The organism is Exiguobacterium sp. UBA1053, from assembly GCF_002316465.1.
Lineage (GTDB): Bacteria > Bacillota > Bacilli > Exiguobacteriales > Exiguobacteriaceae > Exiguobacterium_A > Exiguobacterium_A abrahamii.
In genome coordinates, this window is sequence record NZ_DCDO01000006.1 from 23,174 (window position 1) to 45,706 (window position 22,533).

The following is a 22,533-nucleotide window of genomic DNA, read 5'->3' on the forward strand; positions in this document are numbered from 1 at the left end:
CATGCTATAGTCAAAGAAAATCAAAATAAGAACATACGTTCTTTTATGTAAAGGAGTGATTCAAATGTTTTCTTCCGTCGTTTTACCACAAGATAAACGTATTTTTTGTGTCGACAGTGTGTCCTTCTACGCCAGTTGTGAATGCCAGTATCGCAATCTCCCTCCCTTGACGACACGCTTAGCGGTCGTCTCCGATTTAAAACGAAGCGGATCCGTCATTCTCGCTGCCACCCCTGCCTTAAAAGCACTAGGAATCAAGACAGCCGGTCGACTATATGAAATCGAGCAATTGCCATACGCTGTTCGTCGCACGATTCAACTTGTCGAACCACGCATGCTCGCTTATATGAAGACGTCAATACGTGTCCTTGATGTCCTGCACCAATTCGCCCCACCTGAAGCGATCCGCGTCTATTCGATTGACGAAAGCTTCATTGACATGACCGGAACCGATCGCCTATTTGGTTCCGACCTGCAAGCTGCCCTCAAAATTAAAGAAGCGATCCTGAAACAGACCGGCATCCACGTCCGGATCGGGATTGGTCCAAATAACGTCATCGCGAAACTGACCCTTGATTTAATCGGGAAAAAAGAAGGCATCGCGCGATGTGGATATGCCGACGTCGCACGACGTCTTCATGATTTTCCGATTCGGAAGATGTGGGGGGTCGGACACCGTATGGAACAACATCTGCAGATGATGGGGATTGAAACAATCGGTGATCTTGCAATGCGCCCTGTCGAAGAGTTGCACGAACGATTCGGTGTCATCGGTGCCGAACTATGGCACCACGCTTGGGGTCTTGACGCGTCACCGACACTTCTTGCGCCTCGTCATCTGTTCGAGAAAGCCCCTCAACGGACGATCGGACACGGTGTGACCTTAATGCAGGACTATTATCAGTTCGAACGCATTCGGAATGTGCTCAATGAACTCGTGCAGGATGTTGCCGCACGTTGTCGCTTTTCGAATCAAGTCGGCTGGACCGTTCACATCGGCGTCCGCTATTCTCGAAACGTCGTCCGAAGTGGTTTCTCCCGTCAAGTGCGGTTGCCTTATCCGACATCCGATGAACGAATCATTCTGCGTCACGTCTTACAATTATTCGAACCGAATTGGCTCGACGGAGAACCTGTTCGTTTTTTATCCGTCGCAGTGGGGCATTTGACTGCCGATCAAGGCACCTTACAGTTGTCTTTGTTCGAGGATAATGCGCGGCTCTGGAAACGACGACGGTTATTAAAAGCAATGGATGTCGTCAACCTCCGCTACGGAAAAGGAACGATTCGCCTCGCTGTCTCGTTTCTTGATACGAGTGTCGCCAAACGTCGTCTTCGTTTCGTCGGCGGTCATCCGGGAGGTGATCTTCATGACAGCGTATCGTGATCGAGGAAATTTAAAATGGATTCCTTTTCTCATGCCGGAACATTTGCAACTGTTGCGGGAATATTATGTCCAGATGCATCAGCTCGACTTGCCTGAAATTGATGAACAGTTGCAAGAATCATGGCACTTTCTGCTTCAAGAAGCTTTAATAGAAGGAAACGAACTTGAAATCACGTATTATAAGGAAAGTAGCTACGTGACGGTCGTCGGTTTCGTGGAACGACTAGAACCCGAACGTTCCGTTCTCTTTCTGCGCGGACGTGAAGTCATTGAAATTCCCTTCACACGAATCGTCCGGATCGAAAACGGGTAAGCTCTCATACAGATGGATGCTTTAAATCGTCCCCGGAAAGAAGGAATAGTCATGTTGGATTGGTTTACTTCCCTCCCCGTCGTCGTGCAAGCATTGCTTGCCGGAATGATGACGTGGGGGTTAACCGCACTTGGTGCGGCACTCGTCTTCGTCTTTACGACGATTGAAAAACGCGTCATGAACATGATGCTCGGTTTTGCCGCCGGCGTCATGATTGCCGCGTCGTTTTGGTCGCTGCTTGCTCCTGCGATCGAGTTCACGGAGCAGGATGGAGGAATCGCCTGGATTCCTGCTGCCATCGGTTTTCTCGCTGGTGGATTTTTCGTCCGTTTGCTTGACTTCGTCACACCGCATTTGCACTTATCTGCACCACTCGAGACAGCGGAAGGTCCTTCGACAGGACTCAAGAAAACGACGTTACTATTTCTTGCGATCACGTTGCACAATATTCCCGAAGGTCTTGCGATTGGTGTCGCTTTTGGCGCCGCTGCCTTAAACATGGACGGGGCGACCGTCGCCGGTGCCTTGACGCTCGCACTCGGTATTGGGATACAAAACATGCCGGAGGGAGCTGCCCTATCGATTCCACTACGCGGTGAAGGAATGTCGCGCCGGCGCGCCTTCCATTACGGTCAATTGTCAGCAATCGTCGAACCGATTGCCGCGATGGTCGGAGCAGCCGCGGTCTTCTTCGTTCAACCGCTTCTACCGTATGCGTTATCGTTTGCTGCCGGAGCGATGATTTTCGTCGTCGTCGAAGAATTGATTCCGGAATCACAAGCAGAGAACGGATCCGATTTAGCAACGCTTGGTCTGATGGTCGGGTTTACGGTCATGATGATTCTCGATGTCGCACTCGGGTGATCTAAAAATATGCGATCATCTCCTCAAAAGAGGAAATGATCGCATATTTGTTCATGCACGTATCTTTAATAGACGCATCGCATTCAGGACCGCTAACATTGTCACACCGACATCAGCAAAGACGGCTTCCCACATCGTTGCGATTCCAAAGGCTCCAAGTAACAAAAAGATTGCTTTGATTCCAAGGGCAAAATAGATGTTTTGATAGACGATCTTTCGCGTCGTTCTGGCAACATCCATCGCATCGGCAAGCTGTTTCGGCTCATCGGTCATCAAAACGACATCCGCTGCTTCAATCGCCACATCACTCCCGATTCCGCCCATGGCGATTCCGACATCCGCCCGTGTCAGGACAGGGGCATCGTTGATTCCATCCCCTACGAACGCTGTTTTTCCTTTTGCTGTCTTCATCAGTTCTTCCAGCGCTTCGACTTTTTGATGCGGCAACAAGTTCGCAATGACGTGATCGAGATCCAACTGTTTTCCGATTGCTTCTGCCGTCTGTTTCCGATCGCCTGTCAACATGACGATTCGACGGATGCCTCGCTTTTTCAATTGGATGATCGCTTCCATCGTCGTCGTCTTCAGTTGATCTGCAATTCGAATCCATCCCAGATAGTCTTGGTCCTGAGTAATGTGAACATAGGTACCGATTTCGGTTTCTTTATCAGGTGTAAAGCCCAGTTCCTTTAACCACTCGGCATTTCCTGCACGCAGCAGTCGACCATCGTACTCCCCACTGACGCCTTTCCCTGCTATTTCTGATAAGTGAATGCCACCATCTTTAGATGGTAAGCCATCAACCGCCCGGACGATCGAAGTCGCGATCGGATGATTCGATTGCCGTTCCACCCGAGCTGCTACTTGTAGTAACTCTTGTTTCGTCATCGTATGTGCTTGAATAGCGACGACTTCAAAATTCCCTTTCGTCAACGTACCTGTTTTATCCAAGACGAGGGTATCGATTCGTTGCAACGATTCTAGATGATTTCCGCCTTTGACGAGTATGCCTCGCTTTGAAGCAGCACCGATTCCACTAAAAAAGCCGAGCGGGATGGAGAGCATGAGCGCACAAGGACAACTGATGACGAGAAAGACAAGCGCCCGGTACGTCCACTCGCTAAAGGAAGCATTCAGTAAGAGAGGCGGCAGAACCGCTAAAATTAGCGCAATCACGACAACAGCCGGCGTATAAACTCGCGCAAATCGTGTGATGAACTTTTCCGTCGGTGCTTTATGACGAGAGGCTTGTTCTACCAGTGAAATGATTTTCGCGACCGCCGAGTCCGTATACGATCGATCTACTTCAATCACTAACTGTCCGCCCGTGCTGATCGTACCGGCTAGCACATGATCCGTTTCATGTACACGCCGAGGAACCGATTCTCCTGTCAATGCTGCCGTATCCAGAAAGGCAGTACCTTGCTTGATCGTTCCATCAAGTGGAATCCGTTCCCCAGCACGGACGATGATTCGCTGTCCTGGAATGACATCTTCCGGACGCACACGTCGCCCATCCTCAAGCACGGCTTGCTCTGGTCTAATATCCATCAATGCTGAAATCGAGCGTCGTGATTGATTGACAGCCCTATGCTGAAAATATTCACCGATTTGATAAAACAACATGACTGCCACCGCTTCTGTATACTCCCCAATGACGAATGCCCCGATCGTCGCGAGCATCATCAAAAAATTCTCGTCAAACAACTGTCCGCGTCGTGTCGACCGAAGTGCATTACGTAATACTTCATTCCCGATGAATACATACGCCGTAAGATACAACCATATTTGTATGGACTCGGGAACAAGAAATGCTATTCCGAAAGAAGTCAGACCTATGAGTGTTTGAAGTTTCTTTGACCTTGTCCAAAATACCATTTCAGTCGTGTCTCGTGTATCCTGCTCGCGTTGCAGGAGAGCATCTGGTTCTAGTTCGTGAACACGCTGAACAACGTGACGATACGTCTGTTCTTGGATATCTGGGGATGCGTATGTGATATAGAGACGTTGCCCTGCGAAATCCAACGTCGCTTCCTTGACTCCTGTTACGTTTGCCACGCCACGCTCTACTTTCGCTGCACAGTTCGCACAATCAATTCCTGAAATCCGGATCGGTTCAGTCGCTTCACGCATTCTCTCACCTCATTCAAATATTTGTTTGATTATACAGTCATCGTACGCCTTTTTCCTTCCGTTATCAATCCATACTTTCCTCGGTCTTGCGCCCGATATTCTGATTGGTTCTATCTCACAAGAATAAAACATGATATGTTTTTACATAGCACATCATTATAGAAGGAGATTACCATGCACATCATTGAACTCTTGAAAGCTCTTTTACTCGGTTTCGTCGAAGGGATGACGGAATTCGCACCTGTCTCCTCGACTGGTCATATGATCATCGTGGATGACATGTGGTTACAAACAACAGAATTTCTTGGTAAGTATTCGGCGAACACCTTTAAGGTCGTCATTCAGCTCGGATCAATCCTCGCGGTCATCGTCGTCTTTTGGAAACGCCTCTTCAGCTTGATCGGTTTGTATAAGATTGAAGGCGAACATGACGCATCAGGGACACACAAGTTAAAACTACGTCACGTCTTGATCGGTCTTCTACCAGCAGCTGTTCTCGGGTTGTTATTCGAAGATTTCATCGATGAGAACCTCTTCTCGATTGAAACGGTCATCATCGGTCTTGCTGTCGGTGCCCTCTTGATGATCGCAGCCGATAAATTCGGACCAAAGGAACCAAAAACCACATCGCTTGATCAGATTACATATCGCCAAGCAGCACTCGTCGGTCTGTTCCAATGTATTTCCCTTTGGCCTGGCTTCTCCCGTTCTGGTTCAACGATTTCCGGAGGGGTCTTCCTCGGGATGAATCACCGGACGGCAGCTGACTTTACGTTCATCATGGCTGTACCGATCATGTTCGGTGCTAGTTTCCTTTCGCTCGTTAAGAACTGGGAGAACATTCAACCGAACCACTTCGCATTCTATGCTGTCGGTTTCGTTGCGTCGTTCGTGTTTGCCCTCTTATCGATTCGCTTCTTCTTGAAGCTGATCAACAAGATCAAACTCGTTCCATTCGCAATCTACCGTCTTGTCTTAGCAGCTGTCTTAGCTGTCATCGTCTACATGTAAGTTCAAACCGTTAGCTATTTTAGCTGACGGTTTTTCATTTTTTTGAAACTAATTCACTTCGTTAAGGGTATATAGGGATGAGACATAACTAAAGGAGTGAATGCCACATGGCACGCAGAAGTCGGAGTACATCAAAACTCCCATTAATCATCGGAGTCGTTGTTGTCGCCGTGATTGCCTTTTTAGCAATCGGACAATACAACAGCCTCGTCAATGTAGAAGAAGATGTATCGAATAAATGGTCGCAAGTCGACAACCAAATCAAGCGTCGTGCGGATTTGATTCCGAACCTCGTTGAAACTGTTAAAGGTGTCGCGGGTCAAGAAGAAAAAGTATATGGAAAAGTCGCAGAAGCCCAAGCGGGTCTTGCGCGTGCTGCGTCAACCGAGCAACGAATTGAAGCCGACCAACAAGTCACGTCTTCGCTTCGCGGATTGATTGCCTTGCAGACGACGTATCCGGAACTAAAATCAAGCGAACGATTCCAATCCTTGATGGACACGCTGGAAGGAACAGAAAATCGTCTTGGGATCGCCCGCAAGGATTACAATGATGCTGTAACCCTCTACAACAAAAAACGTCGGAGCTTCCCAACGACACTCTACGCATCCGCCTTCGGATTCGAGAAAAAGCCGTATTACGAGATTTCAGACAGCGACCGGGAAAATCCGACCGTCGACTTTAACAGTGATTCGAAATGATTCGGCGGTGGACGCGACTTCTGTTGAGCGCGTTCCTCGTCTTCTTCCTCTTCGTTCCAACAGCTAGTGCCGTTTCAGAACGGACGGGAGCAGCCTTCTTCATTCAGGATGATGCTCAGCTGCTCACCCCTTCGGAAGAAGCCGAACTCGCGCAACTCGGTCAGGAACTCGAACGATATACGACGGCACAGGCACAAGTCGTCCTCAAGACGGTTCCCGATCTAAAGGGACAGGATTTAAGCTCTTACGCCAATGAAACGTTCCGGCGCCAAGGCATCGGTCAAGAAGGAAAAGACAATGGTGTTCTTGTCGTCGTCGCTCCAAACGAAAAAAATCGACAATTCCGGATTGAAGTTGGTTATAAGCTTGAAGGGATCTTGACGGACATCACGGCTGGGCGCATCCTCGATCAATACGCGGTTCCTTATAAAGAGAACGGTGAGTATGGAAAAGCAGCGTCCGAAACATATAAAGCGGTCGTCAGTGTCATCTCAAAGGATCAATCGCTTGAGTCACAGGATCCTCCGAAAACACAACATGACGACGGACTTCCGCTTTGGACGAAGATTCTGATCGGTGCTGGATTATTGATCTTATTGTTCCTCGATATGAAGTTCACCGGTGGTATGTTCTTCTTTGCGATTTTGAACATCTTCTCCGCGATCATGCGTGGTGGCGGTGGAAATGGTGGCAGTCGTGGTGGTGGCGGAAGTTCCGGCGGTGGTGGTGCCGAACGGTAGAAAAGGAGTCGTTTTTTCATGAGGATCATCTTAGGGTATTATCTCCTCCTGACACTCATCGGATTTGTCTCGATGTGGCAGGATAAACGTCGAGCGCAACAACATGCTTACCGGACACCCGAAGCGACACTATTGACGATTGCTTTCCTCGGTGGTGCGCTCGGTTCTTGGATCGGTATGTACACAGTCCGGCACAAGACACGGAAAGCGAAGTTCCAATGGCTCGTTCCAATAGCCGCTATCTTGCATCTCGCTTTCTGGTTTGTTTACACTTCACAATGAAAGAATGTGACCGATAGAGAAGAGAACGTACGGAAATGTGTCCGTCGTTCCTTCTCTTTTTTGTATGAGGTCAATGATTATGAATAACAGGTTTATTTTCTTTTTTGTTCAGGGTAAAGAATTTAACCAATTTAATAAATACATCTTTTTTGATGTACTGAGAGGTGGACATCCCTTTATGTGGCATCCTTGCGCCGAATGTACGACATCCATCCGTTTCGTTGAAGCGGGAGCACTCCATATTCAATCACCGACGCCAGAAATCTATTCCTATCAATCGTTTGAACAGCTCGAACAGTTATTGACATCGCTCTTACGTGTAGCGGATTATCCGGTGTCGTGTCGCGCCACACAATCGCGTTATGTGACAGCACCCATCCTAGCTTCAGCACTTCTAGAACAACTGAAGCATCGGTCTGCGATTGATTTCATCCAGCATGGGATCATGACGAGCCACCTACAACCGATTTATGATATCCAGCGCAACGTGCTCGTCGCGAACGAAGCCTTATTGCGAGCAGCAGATGATAACACGCCTATCTCGCCTGGTGTCTTGTTTTCGACGGCCTCGAAGATGGGACTTCATTCCCGTCTTGATCAGCGGGCGCGTGAAGAAGCCATCCGTGCGACGCATCATATCGGTGGCACAACAAAAACGTTCATCAACTTTCTCCCTTCGACGATCTATAATCCGGAGTACTGCCTGCGCCATACGTTTGAAATCGTCGAACGTTATCAAGTCGATCCGAGTCGGCTCGTCTTCGAAGTCGTCGAAACGGAAAAAATTGAAGACGTCAACCATTTGAAACACGTCTTCGAACAGTATAAAAAGCAAGGCATTCAAGTAGCACTGGACGATGTCGGCGCTGGTTTCTCGACACTCGATATGTTGTCCTTGCTTCAACCGGATTATATTAAGATTGATCGTTCCTTCATCGATCACTGCGATACGAACTCAGAAAACGAAGCCTTTTTACGAAAAGCCCGTCATCTGACACGAGAAATGGGGATTCAAATCTTAGCGGAAGGCATCGAACGGCAAGAAGAACTCGATCTTTGCCGCGAACTCGGCTTCGATCTTGGTCAAGGATACCTACTCGGTCGCCCTGCTCCTTATGCTCGCTTTGCGAAAGCACAATAAAAATACGCACATGGACCGTCTGATTCGGCACATGTGCGTCTTTTTATGTTAAGTTGTCGAAACGGAAACCGTCTCGTTCCGTGTAATAGCATCCACTAGTTGTTCCATTGACACGATCGGACGCAACAGACGACACAATTCCTCTTTCGATGTCCGTAAAGCAAGTGTTTCGACGACATCGAGCGATAATGCGAAGTCTGCGAGTGCCGTCGGCTGTTCTTGTGCAAGAAGATAGTCACGCAACTCTATGTAATCATCATCATGTCTGAGTAACTTCTCCTGAACGAGTAGTCCGTAACCGACCTTACTCCCGTGTAAAAACGCGTGTGTTTCCGGATGAGGAGATAACGCGTTATGCACTGCGTGTCCGATTGCACCACGCGTCGCCGCGTCACCAAAACCGCCGATACTTCCAGCTAACGGAATGACGGTTTCGACGAGATGTTGCATTTCAACGGGATACTCACGAAAACGCGTTTCCGTTATATTCGTCGACAAGATAAGATCCTTACAACGTTCAGCTGTTCGAAGCGCCATCTCAATGACGGGATCTTCAGCCGATGATCCGCTTAAGGCACGTGCTTCATACCACTTCGCTAGCGTATCGACGAGTCCGGCTACGAAATAATCATACGGACTTGCTGCGATAATCCGATGATCGAGTAAAAGAGCTTCAATCACGACGGGAAACGTATCAAATCGGATGTACTGTCCCTCTTCGTTATACATGACACTGAGCGGAGTCCACGGAGCACAGTTCGAGACGATCGTCGGAATGACGATGATTGGGCGTTGTAATTGAAACGCGACTTGTTTTGCCGTATCGATGACACTTCCACCTCCGAGCGCGAGAATCACATCGTATGGAGCACATACCTGTTTGAAAGCTTCCACCTGTTGATCCGTACAATGTCCTTCAAATAAAAAACGTGGTAATTCTGGTAAAGCAAAAGCGGCTGCTTCATAGGCCTGACGTCCATGAATCAGGACTGCTGAACGATCACCTATCACTTCTTCGAGTTGATCGAGTGCGTGTTGCTCATGTATGTATTGTAAAACAGCTTGTCGAATCACAGGATCGCCTCCTAATATTTGTTATCGCTCAGTATACGCAAAAGAACTCACTTCGGCAATCATTCGATTTTTACAGGAGGAGCGCGTACACTAGAAAAGAGAAGAATTTACTACAAAGGAGTCGATGAATCGATGCAACAGATTACGTTAAATAACGGCATCAGCATGCCCCAACTCGGATATGGTGTCTTTAAAGTACCGGAAGAAGAAGTATATGAAGCGGTCAGCGAAGCACTCCGCGCCGGATATCGTTCAATCGATACGGCGATGATTTACGAGAACGAAGAAGGTGTCGGTCGCGCGCTGCGTGACTCGGGCATTCCCCGAGAAGAGATCTTTCTAACGACGAAAGTCTGGAATTCCGATCACGGCTATGAAGAGACACTTGCCGCTTTCGAGACGAGTCTGCAAAAGCTTGGTGTCGATTATGTTGACTTGTATCTGATTCATTGGCCGATGCCAAAAGAAGATCGTTATGTCGAGACATGGCGGGCGCTCGAACATCTCTATGCAGAAGGAAAGACGCGTGCCATCGGTGTTTCGAACTTCCATATTCCTCACTTGGAACGAATTTTAGCCGAAGGATCGATCGTTCCTGCCGTCAATCAGATTGAACTCCATCCGTTCCTTAGCCAAGAAGCGATCCGAGACTTTTGCCGCAAGCACGGTATCGTCGTTGAAGCTTGGAGTCCGTTGATGAAAGGACGCGACGCGTTGACGCATCCGGTCATCGTCGATATCGCCGATCGCCATCAGAAAACGCCGGCTCAAGTCGTCCTCCGTTGGCACTTGCAACACGATATCGTCGCGATTCCGAAATCTGTCACGCCAAGCCGCATTCGCGAAAATCTTGATGTCTTCGACTTCAGCTTGTCAGACGTTGATATGCAAGCGATTGATCAATTGAACGCCAACGTGCGTACAGGATCAAATCCGGATCATAAATAAGGCGAGACGATTCTCGTCTAATCTCCATACAAAAAGAAGGTACTTTTCGGATTTGATCCGGAAAGTACCTTCTTTGATGATGACCCTAACGCGTGATTCCAATCTATTATTTTAGCGGTCTAAATTATTTCCATGATCTTGCTTGGCGATGTCATCCGATTGATGTTTCGATTGACGACGTTCTTCGCTGTCTTGCGTTGCATCATGTTCTTTTTCCTCGCGTTCTGTTTCCGGACGTCGGAAATCGTCATCCCGACGCATTGCAATATCCGGTTCTCGGTTCCCGTCGAGTTTTTTTGAATGATCGATTGCCTGCTCGTCTTGCGGCATCTTATCAGTACCGGCACGGTGCAAATCAATCTCTGCATGCTCTTCCTTCGAATCTTTATCAACATCAAGCGGATTACCGGAGCCGAGCTGTGCATTGGAATTCGCATCTGATGACGTATGCGTCTCTTCGCCACTACCATAGCGAACTTTAACATCAGGATGCGTATTATCTGTATTTAAATGTGGATCGAACTGGATGTCTTGGACTTCAAGTAACAGAACGAAGCCCCCACCTTCGACTTCCGTTTTGCGTTGTTCGATCTCATTGTCTGATAGATCAAGTGACCCGAACAGATCATCGACTTCTTGATCGCGTCCTTTGTTTCCACGAATCCGGTCGATCCAAGACGGTTTCGTCGTAGCGATTTCTGCGTCCATCTGGCTACGGACGAGTGCGATGTTCGACTTCTCCTTGACGATGACGTAGAAGTCTTCCTCCCGATGTCCCTGAATGTGTAACTCATCCATTTTTGAGATCAATTCTTCTTCTGAATAGAATGTTCCGATATATTGTTTCGTTTTCATGAATATTCTCCCCTTATCGACACGATTTGTCATGCGTGACTTCTATAAGGAGTATTTCCTCTTTTGCGTTAAAATATGCCAAAAAATATGCGTTCCATTAAAACGTCATCTGTTTGACATGTAAACGATCATTCACCGACGAGTTTCAAGCCGATTGTAGCACTCAAGACAAGACCGATGCAGACCAGCCGCTTCCAGTCTTTTGATTCGTTATAGAGCACCATGCTGAGAATCGCACCACCCGCTGCTCCGATTCCCGTCCATACCGCATACGCTGTTCCCATCGGTAAACCATTCATCGCAAGTGTCAAAAATAGAAAACTGAGTCCGAATCCTGTTCCCATCAACAGTAGATTCTTCGCATTCTTATTTTGATTGAACGTATTGATCAAGACGACACCAAACATCTCAAAGATTCCGGCAATGATTAAATAAATCCAACTCATGCTGATTTCTCCTCTCCACTGACTAACTTCAGACCGATGACGCCGACCAGTAAGACAGCGATCAATGCTAATTTCATCACGGAAGCCGCTTGATCGAATAACACGATGTCCGTCACGACCGTCCCTGCCGTTCCGAGACCGACGAAGACAGCATAGACCGTTCCGACCGGTAAATGGTTACTCGCTTTGATCAGCACGGTAAAGCTAACGATGATACAGACAATCGTTGCAGTCCACTCAAGTGGTGTTGCCGCATGTTTTAATCCAATGACCCAGCCGACTTCAAAACATGCCGCGACGATGATCCCAATCCAATACTTTGCCATAGTAATTGCCTCCTGATAAGTAAATTCAAATGAAAAAGCCCGGGAGTAAGCGAGGTGATTCGCTTTACTCCCGGGCTTTTATCCCTCCGTTGCATGGACAAACGTCCATGTTCCTCCCTCGGTCCAGCCGTACGGAACCCTAGAGGATACTCCCTATTCCATTCGATACAACCACCCTAGCACGCCCTTTTTCCCGTGTCAAACAGGAATCCGTTCCCCATCTGTCAAATAGAATCAAAGTGACTTCATCTGAAAGAGGAGGATGCTGCATGCGTTATAAAATCAATGATCAACTTCGGATTCGTCGTTTTACGCCAGAAGATGTAGAAGCGGTTCACGCCTATGCCTCACAACCCATCGTCAGTCAATTCCAATCATGGGGACCGAATACCGAAACGGATACGAAACAATTCCTACACGATGCGCTTGAAAGTGAACTCGAGACACCAAGACGTCGTTATGTCTTTGCCGTGACGTTTCCAAGTGACGTCGTCATCGGCGCCGGTGAACTCGTCATCACAGACGTTGATAATAAAATCGCCGAAATCGGATACGTCCTCTCGCCTGATGAATGGGGGAACGGATATGCGACGTCGATCGCCTCTTTCCTTCTCCAATTCGGTTTCGAAAAACTAGAACTACACCGCATCACGGCAACGTGTGACCCACGGAACGTCGCTTCCGAACGCGTGTTGCAAAAGGTCGGCATGACGAAGGAAGGACAGCTTCGCGAGACGGTCTATCTCGAAGACCACTGGCGCGATTCCTTGATTTACGGCATGCTTGACTGGGAATGGCAAGTGGATCACGAAGAAGATAACTAACATATGACTTCAAACGGTGTGCCGAGGCATACCGTTTTTTTATGGACAATCTCCTATTTTTTTGATTTTCATCAATTTTTAAACAAGCGCATGCTACACTATTCGTAATGACAAATTTTAAGAATTGGAGTGAACCTCTTGATGAAAAAATGGACTGCTCATGTTGCTGGACTTGCCGCAACGTTAATGTTGAGCTCGGTTTTACCCGCACCCGCTTTCGCTGAATCGCCACCTGCTCAACCGACGGCAGAAACACAAACAGTCACCGAGACGACCGGGGCGGCTTATTTGAAAGAGGATGCTGCGTTGCTACAAACGGCTGATTCCGCAACGGTCATCCAACAACTACCAGCAGGAACGACATTCAAGACACTCGGCACGGACGGTGACTTTACCCGTGTCAGTTGGCAAGAAGGCGCTGCTTATGTCGCAACCAACGCGTTAACGCAAACAGCACCTGTCTTTCAAAAACAAGCAACACTGACATCGAAAAGTCCACTCTCATTAGTTGCTTCACCATTTGATTCCACCGTCGTGACGACACTTCCTGCCTATCAGCGAATCGATACATACGGCACTTTCGACACGTTCACACGTCTGAAATGGAACGAGCAATACGTCTACGTCTCTACGACACAACTCGAGCAACTTCCGAAATTAGTTGGAACGCGTTATGCCAAACGAGCGACTTCTCTTTTCGTTGAACCGAAGACGACGAGCGCGAAGTCAGCTGTCACTCAAAATCAATCATTCGAAACGTTCGGTACGACGGGTACTTTTACACGCGTGGCCACTAAAACGGGTTACGCCTTCGTATTGACGGCTGATTTAGCTGATGCGCAGGTCGAAAATTATCCGGAAACAGGACTGCGTTATGCCAAACGAACGACTTCTCTTTTCGTTGAACCGAAGACGACGAGCGCGAAGACAGCTGTCACTCAAAATCAAGCATTCGAAACGTTCGGTACGGTCGGTACTTTTACGCGTGTTGCGACTAAGACGGGTTACGCCTTCGTATTGACGGCTGATTTAGCTGATGCGCCGGTCGTGAACCATCCGGAAACCGGGCTACGTTACGTCCAACAGCAGACGACGGTCTATGCTACTGCGACTACGAAAGGAAAAGTCGTACAATCGATTCCTGTGAATACTTCTCTTCAGACGTACGGCATCGAGGGGTCATTTACACGAATCAAACGAAACGACGAGTATGCCTATGTGTTGACGGCACATCTCGGTACGTTGAAATACTATCCGAAGACTGCACGCCTCTATGTTCAGCGCGCTACGCCAATCTATTCGGACGCCAAATCTTCAAGTCCTGTCTTGAAGCAACACCAAACGAATACGCTGCTGACGGTGTATGGCACAAGCGGTACCTATAGTCGGATCATCTTCCGTGGAGTTCATGCTTACGTCAAGACAGCTGATCTCGGTACTGGAAAAGTCTATGCATCAACCGGGACACGATACGCGAAACGCAACTTGTCCGTCTACACGTCTGCTTCGACGAAGAGCAAAATTATGTATTCCGTCAAACGAGCTGACAAACTAACGGTTTACGGCACAAGCGGTAGTTACACACGCTTGAAAAAAGGATCGGTCTACGGCTACGTCAAGACGACGGATCTCGTGACGAAAAAGCCGGATCTGTATGACGTCACTGGTCAACGCTATGTGACGGAAGACGATGTCGTCATTCGTTCGCAGGCAAAACTTTCGAGCAAAAAAATCGGCACACTAAAAAAAGGTACCTCGATTTCGATCTACGGAAAAAGCGGTTATTATACACGCGTCAAATATAAAAATGCCTTTGGTTTCGTCGATTCGAGTCGTATCGGACTGAACAAGCCGACGGCAAAAGCAAAAAAAGGCACGACATTTTATGTCCACCTGGACCAGACGCCACTCTTCTCTGCCGACGTTGCTTACAGTCGCCCAGCTGCCTATTTGAAGAAAGGAACAAAACTGATTGGTCTGAAATCGATTGATGATGACTTTTGGCAAGTTCGCCTGGCAAATGGTCAAACCGGTTATGTCCTCAACCCTTATATCAGCACGAGCAAACCCGATATGGGACTGACACAAAAAGCGATCGACCGGGCGAAAATCTATACGGTCAAACAGACGACGTCGTTCTTTGCGAGTCCGACAAGTCCAAAAGGCAACGGACTCGTTGAACAAGGCAAACGGGTTTATCCGCGTCATCGAGTCGGAAACTTCTATGTCATCCAGTCAGGCTGGACACCTGTTTATCTTCCTGTATCCGCTGTGACGATCACGTCCGATAAACGGGTCGTCAAAAAGAACAATACGCGTGGTGAAAAGCTGATCCAAGCAGCAGTCCAACATATCGGCACACCATACACATGGGGTTCGCAAGATGCCGTGAATGGTGGTTTTGACTGTTCCGGTTTGATTCACTACGCGACGAACAAGGCTGGAAAATACGGTGGTCGGACGAACGTTCGTGGCTACTGGTACGGTGCTTTCTTTACGAATCGCCGGACGAGTATCTCGAGTGGTAAACGCTCGGATATCGTCTTCTTCCAGAACACCTACACGGATGGTCCATCGCATATCGGAATCATGCTCGATAGCGAACACTTCATCCATGCGGGCGGTTCACAGCTCCAAATCAATTCGATTTATGAACCGCGTTGGCAAGAGCATTTCCTCGGATTTAAATCGATGTAAGACAAAAAAAGACGAAGCCGTCGAATTCGACGGCTTCGTCTCTTCTTATCGCAACACGTCAGAATGTCATCTCGACGTATTTCGTTACTTGTCGATCCATCAAGTATAACTCGATCTGTTCACGGTATGCTTTATAATGATCGGATGCGATATGCGCTTCAAGCGCCTCTTCGTCCCGATACACTTCATACAGCATGAATTGATGCTCATCCTCGATCGATTGGTGCAAGGAATAACGTAAGCATCCTTCTTCTTTTTGTGAGGCATGATAGACCGTTTGTAGAATCGGGAAAACTTGATCCGCGAGTCCTGCTTTGATTGTAAGTACAGCGTTGACGACGATTTCTCCCATGTTTCATTATCCCCTTTCGTGATTACCTGTATCTGTACCCATTTTCACGAAAAGACACACGTCAAAGGAGCTTGAAGATGCAAACTCAACTTTTTGAAGCACTTGAACAATTTGAACCCACGATGATCGCGTTACGTCGTGATTTCCACCGGCATCCGGAACTGTCCTTCCAAGAAGTCCGCACACCAGAACGGATTGCTGCCTTTTACACAGAACGAGGCATTCCTCATCAAACAGCCGTTGGAGGTCGTGGGGTCGTCGCGACGATTGAAGGTAAACAACCTGGTCCGACGATTGCTGTCCGCGCAGATTTTGACGCATTACCACTTCAGGAAGAGACAACGCTTGCTTTCCGGTCGATCCATCCTGGTATCATGCATGCTTGCGGGCATGATGGTCACACGGCAATGGTGATGGCCCTGGCTGCTACGCTCTATCCGTTACGTGATCAATTGCAAGGAACGATTCGAATCATTCACCAGCATGGTGAAGAGGTCTTTCCCGGTGGAGCAATTCAAATGATTGAAGCCGGTGTCCTCGAAGGTGTCGATGCGATTTTTGCGACACATCTCGAAAATGATTTACCGGTTGGTACGATTGGGTTTCGGGAAGGACATACATTATGTGCGATCGACGAATTCGAAATCATCGTCCACGGTCAAGGCGGGCATGCCCAAGCACCACATAAAACAAAAGATGCACTCGTCGCTGGAGCGCAGCTCGTCTGCAACTTACAGCATCTCGTCAGTCGACGGGTCGATCCGTTTGAGCCTGCTGTTCTTGCAATTGGTTCTTTCCATGCGGGAACGGCTCCGAACATCGTCACGGGTGAAGCACGCATCGTCGGGGAAATCCGGACGTTCAATGAGACATTGCGGCATCAGCTCCGACAAGAAGTCGATCTTGTCGCCAAAACGACATGTGCCGGCATCGGTGCTACCTATTCAATCGACTTCACGACTGGTTATCCAGCACTCTGGAATCATCCGGACGAGACAAAACTTGTTCAGGAAGCCGCTTCTTTCTTACCGGAAGCATCCGTCCGGGCACTCAAACCAATGATGGCTGCGGATGACTTCGCGCATTATCTAACACATGTCCCGAGAAGTTATTTCTTTACTGGCTCCGGATATACGGACGGTCGCGTCAACTATCCACAGCATCATCCGCAGTACGAAATCAACGAACAGGCGTTGTTGATTGGTGCGAAGACACTCGGAGCGACGGTTTTACGTGCCTTGAAACCTAAGGATTGACTTTATTTCTTTTTGAATGGTATCATCACAACAATGATAACGAATGACATCAACTTCATATACCCTTATCAAGAGTGGACCGAGAGATCTGGATCGATGACGTCCCAGCAACCTGCGCATAGCAAGGTGCTACGACCAGCAAAGCGAAAGCTTTGGTTGATAAAAAGCGGCGACTCCTTTTGCAACCAAGCGAAGGAGTCGTTTTCGTTTTCTCGCTGTCAGACATACAATGGGGATTTCCCACGGAGAGGAAGAGACAGATGGAAAAAGCAACATTTGCAGGTGGATGTTTTTGGTGCATGGTGACACCATTTGAAGAATTACCAGGAATCGAGGGAATCGTATCGGGTTACATGGGCGGACACGTCGATAACCCGACATACGAGCAAGTTAAAACAGGAACGACGGGACATCTCGAAGTCGTCCAAATCACGTTTGACCCGAGTCTGTTCCCGTACGAGCGTCTGCTCGAACTCTACTGGCCACAAACGGATCCGACGGATGCAGAAGGTCAATTCCAAGATCGCGGCACGCAGTACGCACCAGCGATTTTCTATCATACGGACGCTCAACATGAAGCAGCGATCGCTTCTCGTGACGCTCTTGCTGCAAGCAATCGTTTCAAACAACCGATCGTAACGCGGATCGATGCCGCTTCTGAATTTTATCCGGCGGAAGAGTATCATCAAGACTTCCATAAGAAAAATCCAGAACACTATAAAAAAGATCGTGCTGCCTCTGGTCGCGATGCCTTCATCGAGCAGGAATGGAAAGATACGACGACGGTTTAATTCAAAAAAATGCATATAAAAACAGGTCAGTAAACGTTGGTTTGCTGACCTGTTTCATTGTTATGAAAAAAATAAGTCATGAAACACGTTCTACTTGATCCGCCGCCTTCTCTTCCGGCGCCACGACTTGATACCGCTTCAAAACGAAGATCCCACATACCATGACGGCGAGACCGATGAGCTGACCGAACGATAAATCAATTTGTGGTAAACCGAACCAGCCGAACGTATCGACAGCGAGAGCAAAGCTTAACTGCGAAATCAGAACGACAGAGATCGCGACGGACGGACCAAGTAATTGAATTCCACGCATGACACAAAAAACGACGCCAACACCGACAAGTCCACCAAACCAATAGAGTGGTGATACGTTTTGGATCTGCCCGATTGTTCCACCACGAAACAGAACATACGTGACACTTGCTCCGATGAAGCCGACGAAGAAGACGAGCGTCGTTGTCGCCCAAGCACCGAACGCGTCACTCATCCGAGCATTCAATACCGTCTGTAAACTGATTAACATCCCTGCCAACACGGCACACACGATGCCTATTACCATGTTCGTTCCTCCTTACTCATAGCTGTTACCGTTCGCCTTCTCGCGAACCCGCTCCAGATCGACGATGATGATTTTCCCGCGTCGTCGAACGAGAATCTCCTCTTCACATAATTTCGTGATGATCCGGTTGAGATGGCGATAACTCGTTCCAAGCCAGTCAGCGACGTCATGCAGGTTCGACGTCCGCATCTCCTGATAAAACAAACTGTCACTGGCTTCAGAAGCGATCGACAACAAATATCCTGCAAATCGCTCTTCAACTGTATACAATACATGGTGCGACGCTGATTTCGAGTCGGCATACCACTTCGCTGTGATCGTGCGTAATAAAAATTGCAGAAAGACGTTCGTCGTATTGTGCTCGCGTAAAATCGCATACGGTACGCTCAACACCTCGACGTCGGTCACCGCTTCGACCGTATTCAATACTTCCCGTTCGTTGATGAACTCAGCGTCACCGATCACTGTCAGTGGTGTCTTGAATCGTAGAATCCGTTGTTTCCCTTCTGACGAGGCAGCAGATATCTTAACTTTGCCTGCGACGATGAAGTACATCCGGTCGATCGCTGCCCCTGTCGTACAGAGGAGTTCCCCTTTTTGGAAGGTTTCTTGACGCAACCAAGCGCGCGTCTCTTCCGTCAAAATCGTATCCAGTCCATACTGTTGAATGACGCTTTCCATGTTCATTTCCCCCCTTTAGGCAAGTGAGAAAATCGCAACTCCTGCAAGTATGAGACCCACACCAACCCATTGACCACGATTTCCTTGTTTTTTTAAGACACCGAACCATCCCTTTAAATCAATCACAAACGCACATAAAATCTGTGCGACGAGTAATAAACACATCGCCCATGTCATCCCGAGTTTTTGGATTGCTGTCAGTTCCGTTACGACGACTAGCACGCCAATCAAACCGCCGCTCGCATAAATCCATGGTAACTGACGGAAGCCACCGATTTTCCGATCTCGTACGAAACTGTAAATGACTAAACAACCCATCAGACCCACAAAGTGGACGATCAATACGGACAACCACGGTCCGACGCCTGTCGCAAGGCGCGCATTGAATATGCCTTGCAGGGCGATGAACAGACCGCTCATCAAAGCAAACACGACTCCTTGCACGTCATCTCCTCCTTTAATCTCTACACTAGAGTAGACCTTACTCGTGCCCTACTTGAAAAGGACAAATGTCCCATTTTCAAAAAAACATGAAAAAACCCGCTGTCCACAAGTGGCATCACGGGTCCCTCACTATATGCTCATGTCGTAAAACGAGTCGTCGTTTGTTTCAGCTGTTCCTCTGCTTCCGTCATCATGCGCGTAAACAACTCCGCAACAGTCGGCACATCATGAATCAATCCCGCAACCAGTCCAGCGTTGACATATCCTTTCTCCTCATCGCCCTCAAGAGCGCCTGTAATATGATACGACTCATTCGTCTGATCGAGAAAAGCAGCAGGTGTCTCTACTGTGAGTCGTTCGACGTAAGGACCATCAAGGACACGTCGGACGAATCCGACGGAACGTCCGATGATGCGTGTATCGGTATCGGTCGCATCCATTAAGTGCGCCTTGTATGCCGAATGAACCTTCGCCTCTTCCGTCGCAATCAACCGTGTTCCGAGCTGTGCGCCAGCCGCACCAAGCAACAGGACAGCTGCTAGTCCACGTCCGTCGCCAATCCCACCCGCTGCAAGGACCGGTATGTTGACCCGATCGACGAGTTGCGGAATCAAGGTCAACGTCGTCAACTCGAGCGGTGAATTGATGCCTGCTGCTTCAACTCCCTCCGCTACGAGTACATCAGCGCCTGCCTGTTCTGCCTTTAACGCCTGTTTGACTGAAGCGACAACAGCAATCGTTTTGATACCGGCAGCTTGAAGTCGCTCTATGTACGGTGTCGGGTTTCCTGCCGACAAGGAGACGACCGGAATCTTTTCTGCAATCGCGAGATCAATCAGTGCTTCCGTATAAGGAGACACCCGAATCGCGATGTTCAAGGCAAATGGTTGATCCGTCAGCATTCGTGTCTCGTGAATCCGCGACGCCACTTCATCGACCGACAATGTCCCGCACCCGAGCGTTCCGAGTCCTCCGGCATTCGACACCGCTGCCGTCAGCGCCGCATGACTAATGTTACCCATTCCTCCTTGGATCAAAGGATATCGAATTTTAAAGAGCTCACAAATCGGAAACATGTCTTTCCTCCGTTCTCTACTTCACTCACATGCTATACTGACATGGAATGAATAGTAGTTCATATTATTATAGAAACGAGGTCATTCTGTTATGAAGATTCCGTATCAATCGATTCATCCGAACGTTGCCTCCGATGTATTCATCGCTCCTGGTGCTTATCTGATTGGAGACGTCACGATCGGTTCCGAGTCTACCGTCTGGTTCAACGCTGTCTTACGCGGTGACGAAGGACCGATTACAATTGGGAAACGCTGCAGTATCCAGGACAACGCGACGATTCATCTCTATGAAGGGGCACCCGTCGTCATTGAAGATGAAGTAACGGTCGGACATAACGCAATTTTACACGGTTGCAAAATCGGACGTCGTTCGATCGTCGGAATGGGTGCGACCGTTCTTGATCACGCAGAGATTGGTGAAGAATGCATCATCGGGGCGAATACGCTAATTCCATCGGGAAAAGTTTTCCCACCCCGTTCGCTGATCATCGGCTCACCCGGTAAAGTCGTGCGTGAACTAACAGAAGCGGATCTCGCGATGATTCAGGAGTCGATTGATTCTTATGTCGATAAAGGATATGCCTTCCGAAATATTCTCGCAGAATCTGCTGAACAGAACACATCTGAATGACACGAATGCGGGGCGGATCAACTGATCCGTCCCGCTCTTTTCATTCGAATATATGCTCACCGCTCTGCAAACAGCGGATGTTCCGCCGCGTCGTACGAGGCACTGCGTTGCGACACATCGTGCGTCTCTTCAAAGATCGATTCGAAGAACCGACTCGCTGGTTGTGCGAGCAATCGGTAATATTGTTCGAACAAGAGCGCCGCGTGATGTCCGCTCCAAGCATCTGGTAACAGTTCTTGCGGTAATCCGGGATCCGTGAATAGAAACTTCCGGTATTCATGTACGAGCATCGTCCGTTCGACGAAACACTGTTCATCCGTCATTTCTCCGAGTTGGAGCTGACTTTGATGGACGATGTATTGCCGGCTGTAATCCGTGATGAACGTTTCGTAACGCTCCTGCAATTCCTCCAGCGGAAACGCACGCTCGACGAGGGATTGATCCTGCTTCGGACCGTGGTATTCACCGACGAAGAAATCGACATACTCTTCAATCTGATACGACGCGATCAATCGTTCCGCCTCTTTTTCAAGCGGGTTCGGTGAAATCCAAACCCCGTTCGATAAGTTGCCAAACCCACTCCAAGTCAGTTCTTTGCGGAGCTCATCACGAATCTGGCGTTTATCCTCCGGAATTGTGTACATCAGCGTCCGCCACTTCCCGTCCCAGTCGTGCGGTATTGATCTGTAGATCCGGCGTGCGGCCTCCTCCATCCGTTCCACCCCACGTGGTGTCAATGAATAGAAGCTTTTATTTCCTTGTTTCTCGGAGACGAGCCAGCCTTGTTTAACCATTCGGGACACAGCAACCCGAACGGCTTGTTCGTTATGTCCGAACTCTTTGACGAGTCGAATTAAACTCCCGACCCAAATTTGATTGCCGTAATGGCGAATGTAATCGCCGTAAATCGTAAAGATCATCGATTGGGTGTTCGCACTCATGGTATTCACTCTCTCTTCAGTCGTTCATAGTGTGTATCGTTAGTATACGGGTTATTTCAA

General features: G+C 48.5%; 25 protein-coding genes and 1 riboswitch. Of the genes, 14 read left to right on the forward strand and 11 right to left on the reverse strand.

Translation table 11 applies throughout. The annotated features are described in order from the left end of the window. The first annotated feature begins 64 nt into the window (after positions 1-64). From B3G15_RS05380 to B3G15_RS05390, 3 genes are read left to right on the forward strand one after another with little or no spacing between them, the layout of a single operon-like run. Positions 65-1,387 (forward strand): DNA polymerase thumb domain-containing protein, encoded by a 1,323-nt coding sequence (locus B3G15_RS05380; RefSeq protein WP_214861366.1) that lies wholly within the window; start codon positions 65-67, stop codon positions 1,385-1,387. Beyond that, positions 1,371-1,700: a YolD-like family protein gene (locus B3G15_RS05385; protein ID WP_023467027.1), complete on the forward strand. Its 330-nt coding sequence runs from the start codon at positions 1,371-1,373 to the stop codon at positions 1,698-1,700. The genes B3G15_RS05380 and B3G15_RS05385 overlap by 17 nt, the downstream gene beginning before the upstream one ends. A 51-nt stretch (positions 1,701-1,751) precedes the next feature. Continuing rightward, complete coding sequence (locus B3G15_RS05390) at positions 1,752-2,564, forward strand: ZIP family metal transporter (protein WP_023467025.1); 813 nt, start codon at positions 1,752-1,754, stop codon at positions 2,562-2,564. Between the two features lie 51 nt (positions 2,565-2,615). Here B3G15_RS05390 and B3G15_RS05395 read toward each other — a convergent pair whose 3' ends face one another. Further along, positions 2,616-4,697: a heavy metal translocating P-type ATPase gene (locus B3G15_RS05395; protein ID WP_214858785.1), complete on the reverse strand. Its 2,082-nt coding sequence runs from the start codon at positions 4,695-4,697 to the stop codon at positions 2,616-2,618. A gap of 174 nt (positions 4,698-4,871) precedes the next feature. Between B3G15_RS05395 and B3G15_RS05400 the strand changes: the two genes are divergently transcribed. The 5 genes from B3G15_RS05400 to B3G15_RS05420 all read left to right on the forward strand — a co-directional run bounded on the left by B3G15_RS05400 (position 4,872) and on the right by B3G15_RS05420 (position 8,572). Beyond that, positions 4,872-5,708, forward strand: coding sequence for an undecaprenyl-diphosphate phosphatase (locus B3G15_RS05400; protein WP_214861367.1), 837 nt, complete (start codon positions 4,872-4,874; stop codon positions 5,706-5,708). 107 nt (positions 5,709-5,815) lie between these two features. Further along, positions 5,816-6,409: a LemA family protein gene (locus B3G15_RS05405; protein ID WP_050677130.1), complete on the forward strand. Its 594-nt coding sequence runs from the start codon at positions 5,816-5,818 to the stop codon at positions 6,407-6,409. Next, complete coding sequence (locus B3G15_RS05410) at positions 6,406-7,149, forward strand: TPM domain-containing protein (RefSeq protein ID WP_290716769.1); 744 nt, start codon at positions 6,406-6,408, stop codon at positions 7,147-7,149. The genes B3G15_RS05405 and B3G15_RS05410 overlap by 4 nt, the downstream gene beginning before the upstream one ends. Positions 7,150-7,167: 18 nt before the next feature. Further along, positions 7,168-7,431 carry a DUF1294 domain-containing protein gene (locus tag B3G15_RS05415; protein ID WP_023467021.1) on the forward strand — a complete coding sequence of 88 codons (264 nt, stop codon included), beginning with the start codon at positions 7,168-7,170 and terminating at the stop codon, positions 7,429-7,431. 178 nt (positions 7,432-7,609) lie between these two features. Further along, entirely contained in the window at positions 7,610-8,572 is a 963-nt protein-coding gene (locus B3G15_RS05420) for an EAL domain-containing protein (protein ID WP_195865730.1), read from the forward strand. 48 nt (positions 8,573-8,620) lie between these two features. On the opposite strand, the gene B3G15_RS05425 is transcribed toward B3G15_RS05420, so the two are convergent. Then, a complete protein-coding gene (locus tag B3G15_RS05425; RefSeq protein ID WP_290716775.1) occupies positions 8,621-9,646 on the reverse strand; it encodes an iron-containing alcohol dehydrogenase family protein in 1,026 nt (341 codons plus the stop codon). Positions 9,647-9,778: 132 nt separating this feature from the next. On the opposite strand from B3G15_RS05425, the gene B3G15_RS05430 reads away from it, so the two are divergent. After that, positions 9,779-10,594, forward strand: coding sequence for an aldo/keto reductase (locus B3G15_RS05430; RefSeq protein ID WP_050678975.1), 816 nt, complete (start codon positions 9,779-9,781; stop codon positions 10,592-10,594). 111 nt (positions 10,595-10,705) lie between these two features. On the opposite strand, the gene B3G15_RS05435 is transcribed toward B3G15_RS05430, so the two are convergent. The 3 genes from B3G15_RS05435 to B3G15_RS05445 form a co-directional block, all read right to left on the reverse strand. Continuing rightward, positions 10,706-11,449, reverse strand: coding sequence for a general stress protein (locus tag B3G15_RS05435; RefSeq protein WP_290716782.1), 744 nt, complete (start codon positions 11,447-11,449; stop codon positions 10,706-10,708). Between the two features lie 128 nt (positions 11,450-11,577). After that, positions 11,578-11,895: a DMT family transporter gene (locus B3G15_RS05440; protein WP_023467016.1), complete on the reverse strand. Its 318-nt coding sequence runs from the start codon at positions 11,893-11,895 to the stop codon at positions 11,578-11,580. Beyond that, the gene (locus B3G15_RS05445) at positions 11,892-12,221 is read right to left on the reverse strand and encodes a DMT family transporter (RefSeq protein WP_149426776.1); all 330 of its coding nucleotides are present in this window, start codon (positions 12,219-12,221) and stop codon (positions 11,892-11,894) included. Before B3G15_RS05445 ends, B3G15_RS05440 begins: the two co-directional genes overlap by 4 nt. A 269-nt stretch (positions 12,222-12,490) precedes the next feature. On the opposite strand from B3G15_RS05445, the gene B3G15_RS05450 reads away from it, so the two are divergent. Together B3G15_RS05450 and B3G15_RS05455 are read left to right on the forward strand one after the other, a co-directional pair. Next, on the forward strand, positions 12,491-13,045 hold the full coding sequence (locus tag B3G15_RS05450; RefSeq protein WP_133208350.1) for a GNAT family N-acetyltransferase: 555 nt from the start codon (positions 12,491-12,493) through the stop codon (positions 13,043-13,045). 141 nt (positions 13,046-13,186) lie between these two features. Beyond that, positions 13,187-15,742: a C40 family peptidase gene (locus tag B3G15_RS05455; RefSeq protein WP_290716790.1), complete on the forward strand. Its 2,556-nt coding sequence runs from the start codon at positions 13,187-13,189 to the stop codon at positions 15,740-15,742. 58 nt (positions 15,743-15,800) lie between these two features. On the opposite strand, the gene B3G15_RS05460 is transcribed toward B3G15_RS05455, so the two are convergent. Next, a complete protein-coding gene (locus B3G15_RS05460) occupies positions 15,801-16,094 on the reverse strand; it encodes a putative quinol monooxygenase (protein ID WP_029340705.1) in 294 nt (97 codons plus the stop codon). A 77-nt stretch (positions 16,095-16,171) separates the two neighbouring features. Here B3G15_RS05460 and B3G15_RS05465 point away from each other — a divergent pair, with 77 nt between their 5' ends. Then, positions 16,172-17,350 carry a M20 metallopeptidase family protein gene (locus B3G15_RS05465; RefSeq protein ID WP_290716795.1) on the forward strand — a complete coding sequence of 393 codons (1,179 nt, stop codon included), beginning with the start codon at positions 16,172-16,174 and terminating at the stop codon, positions 17,348-17,350. Between the two features lie 62 nt (positions 17,351-17,412). Beyond that, a riboswitch (SAM riboswitch) is annotated at positions 17,413-17,516 on the forward strand. Positions 17,517-17,610: 94 nt separating this feature from the next. Then, complete coding sequence (gene msrA / locus B3G15_RS05470) at positions 17,611-18,141, forward strand: peptide-methionine (S)-S-oxide reductase MsrA (RefSeq protein ID WP_023467010.1); 531 nt, start codon at positions 17,611-17,613, stop codon at positions 18,139-18,141. Between the two features lie 76 nt (positions 18,142-18,217). Here msrA and B3G15_RS05475 read toward each other — a convergent pair whose 3' ends face one another. The 4 genes from B3G15_RS05475 to B3G15_RS05490 all read right to left on the reverse strand — a co-directional run bounded on the left by B3G15_RS05475 (position 18,218) and on the right by B3G15_RS05490 (position 20,901). Next, complete coding sequence (locus B3G15_RS05475) at positions 18,218-18,700, reverse strand: DMT family transporter (protein WP_290716800.1); 483 nt, start codon at positions 18,698-18,700, stop codon at positions 18,218-18,220. Between the two features lie 12 nt (positions 18,701-18,712). After that, a complete protein-coding gene (locus tag B3G15_RS05480) occupies positions 18,713-19,381 on the reverse strand; it encodes a Crp/Fnr family transcriptional regulator (RefSeq protein WP_290716803.1) in 669 nt (222 codons plus the stop codon). 15 nt (positions 19,382-19,396) lie between these two features. Next, on the reverse strand, positions 19,397-19,825 hold the full coding sequence (locus tag B3G15_RS05485) for a DMT family transporter (RefSeq protein ID WP_290716806.1): 429 nt from the start codon (positions 19,823-19,825) through the stop codon (positions 19,397-19,399). 137 nt (positions 19,826-19,962) lie between these two features. Continuing rightward, positions 19,963-20,901, reverse strand: a complete 939-nt coding sequence (locus B3G15_RS05490; RefSeq protein WP_290716809.1) for an NAD(P)H-dependent flavin oxidoreductase — start codon at positions 20,899-20,901, stop codon at positions 19,963-19,965. A gap of 91 nt (positions 20,902-20,992) precedes the next feature. On the opposite strand from B3G15_RS05490, the gene B3G15_RS05495 reads away from it, so the two are divergent. Further along, positions 20,993-21,532, forward strand: a complete 540-nt coding sequence (locus B3G15_RS05495; protein WP_035399020.1) for a gamma carbonic anhydrase family protein — start codon at positions 20,993-20,995, stop codon at positions 21,530-21,532. Positions 21,533-21,588: 56 nt separating this feature from the next. Here B3G15_RS05495 and paaX read toward each other — a convergent pair whose 3' ends face one another. Continuing rightward, positions 21,589-22,473 carry a phenylacetic acid degradation operon negative regulatory protein PaaX gene (gene paaX, locus B3G15_RS05500; RefSeq protein WP_290716814.1) on the reverse strand — a complete coding sequence of 295 codons (885 nt, stop codon included), beginning with the start codon at positions 22,471-22,473 and terminating at the stop codon, positions 21,589-21,591. Between the last annotated feature and the right edge of the window lie 60 nt (positions 22,474-22,533).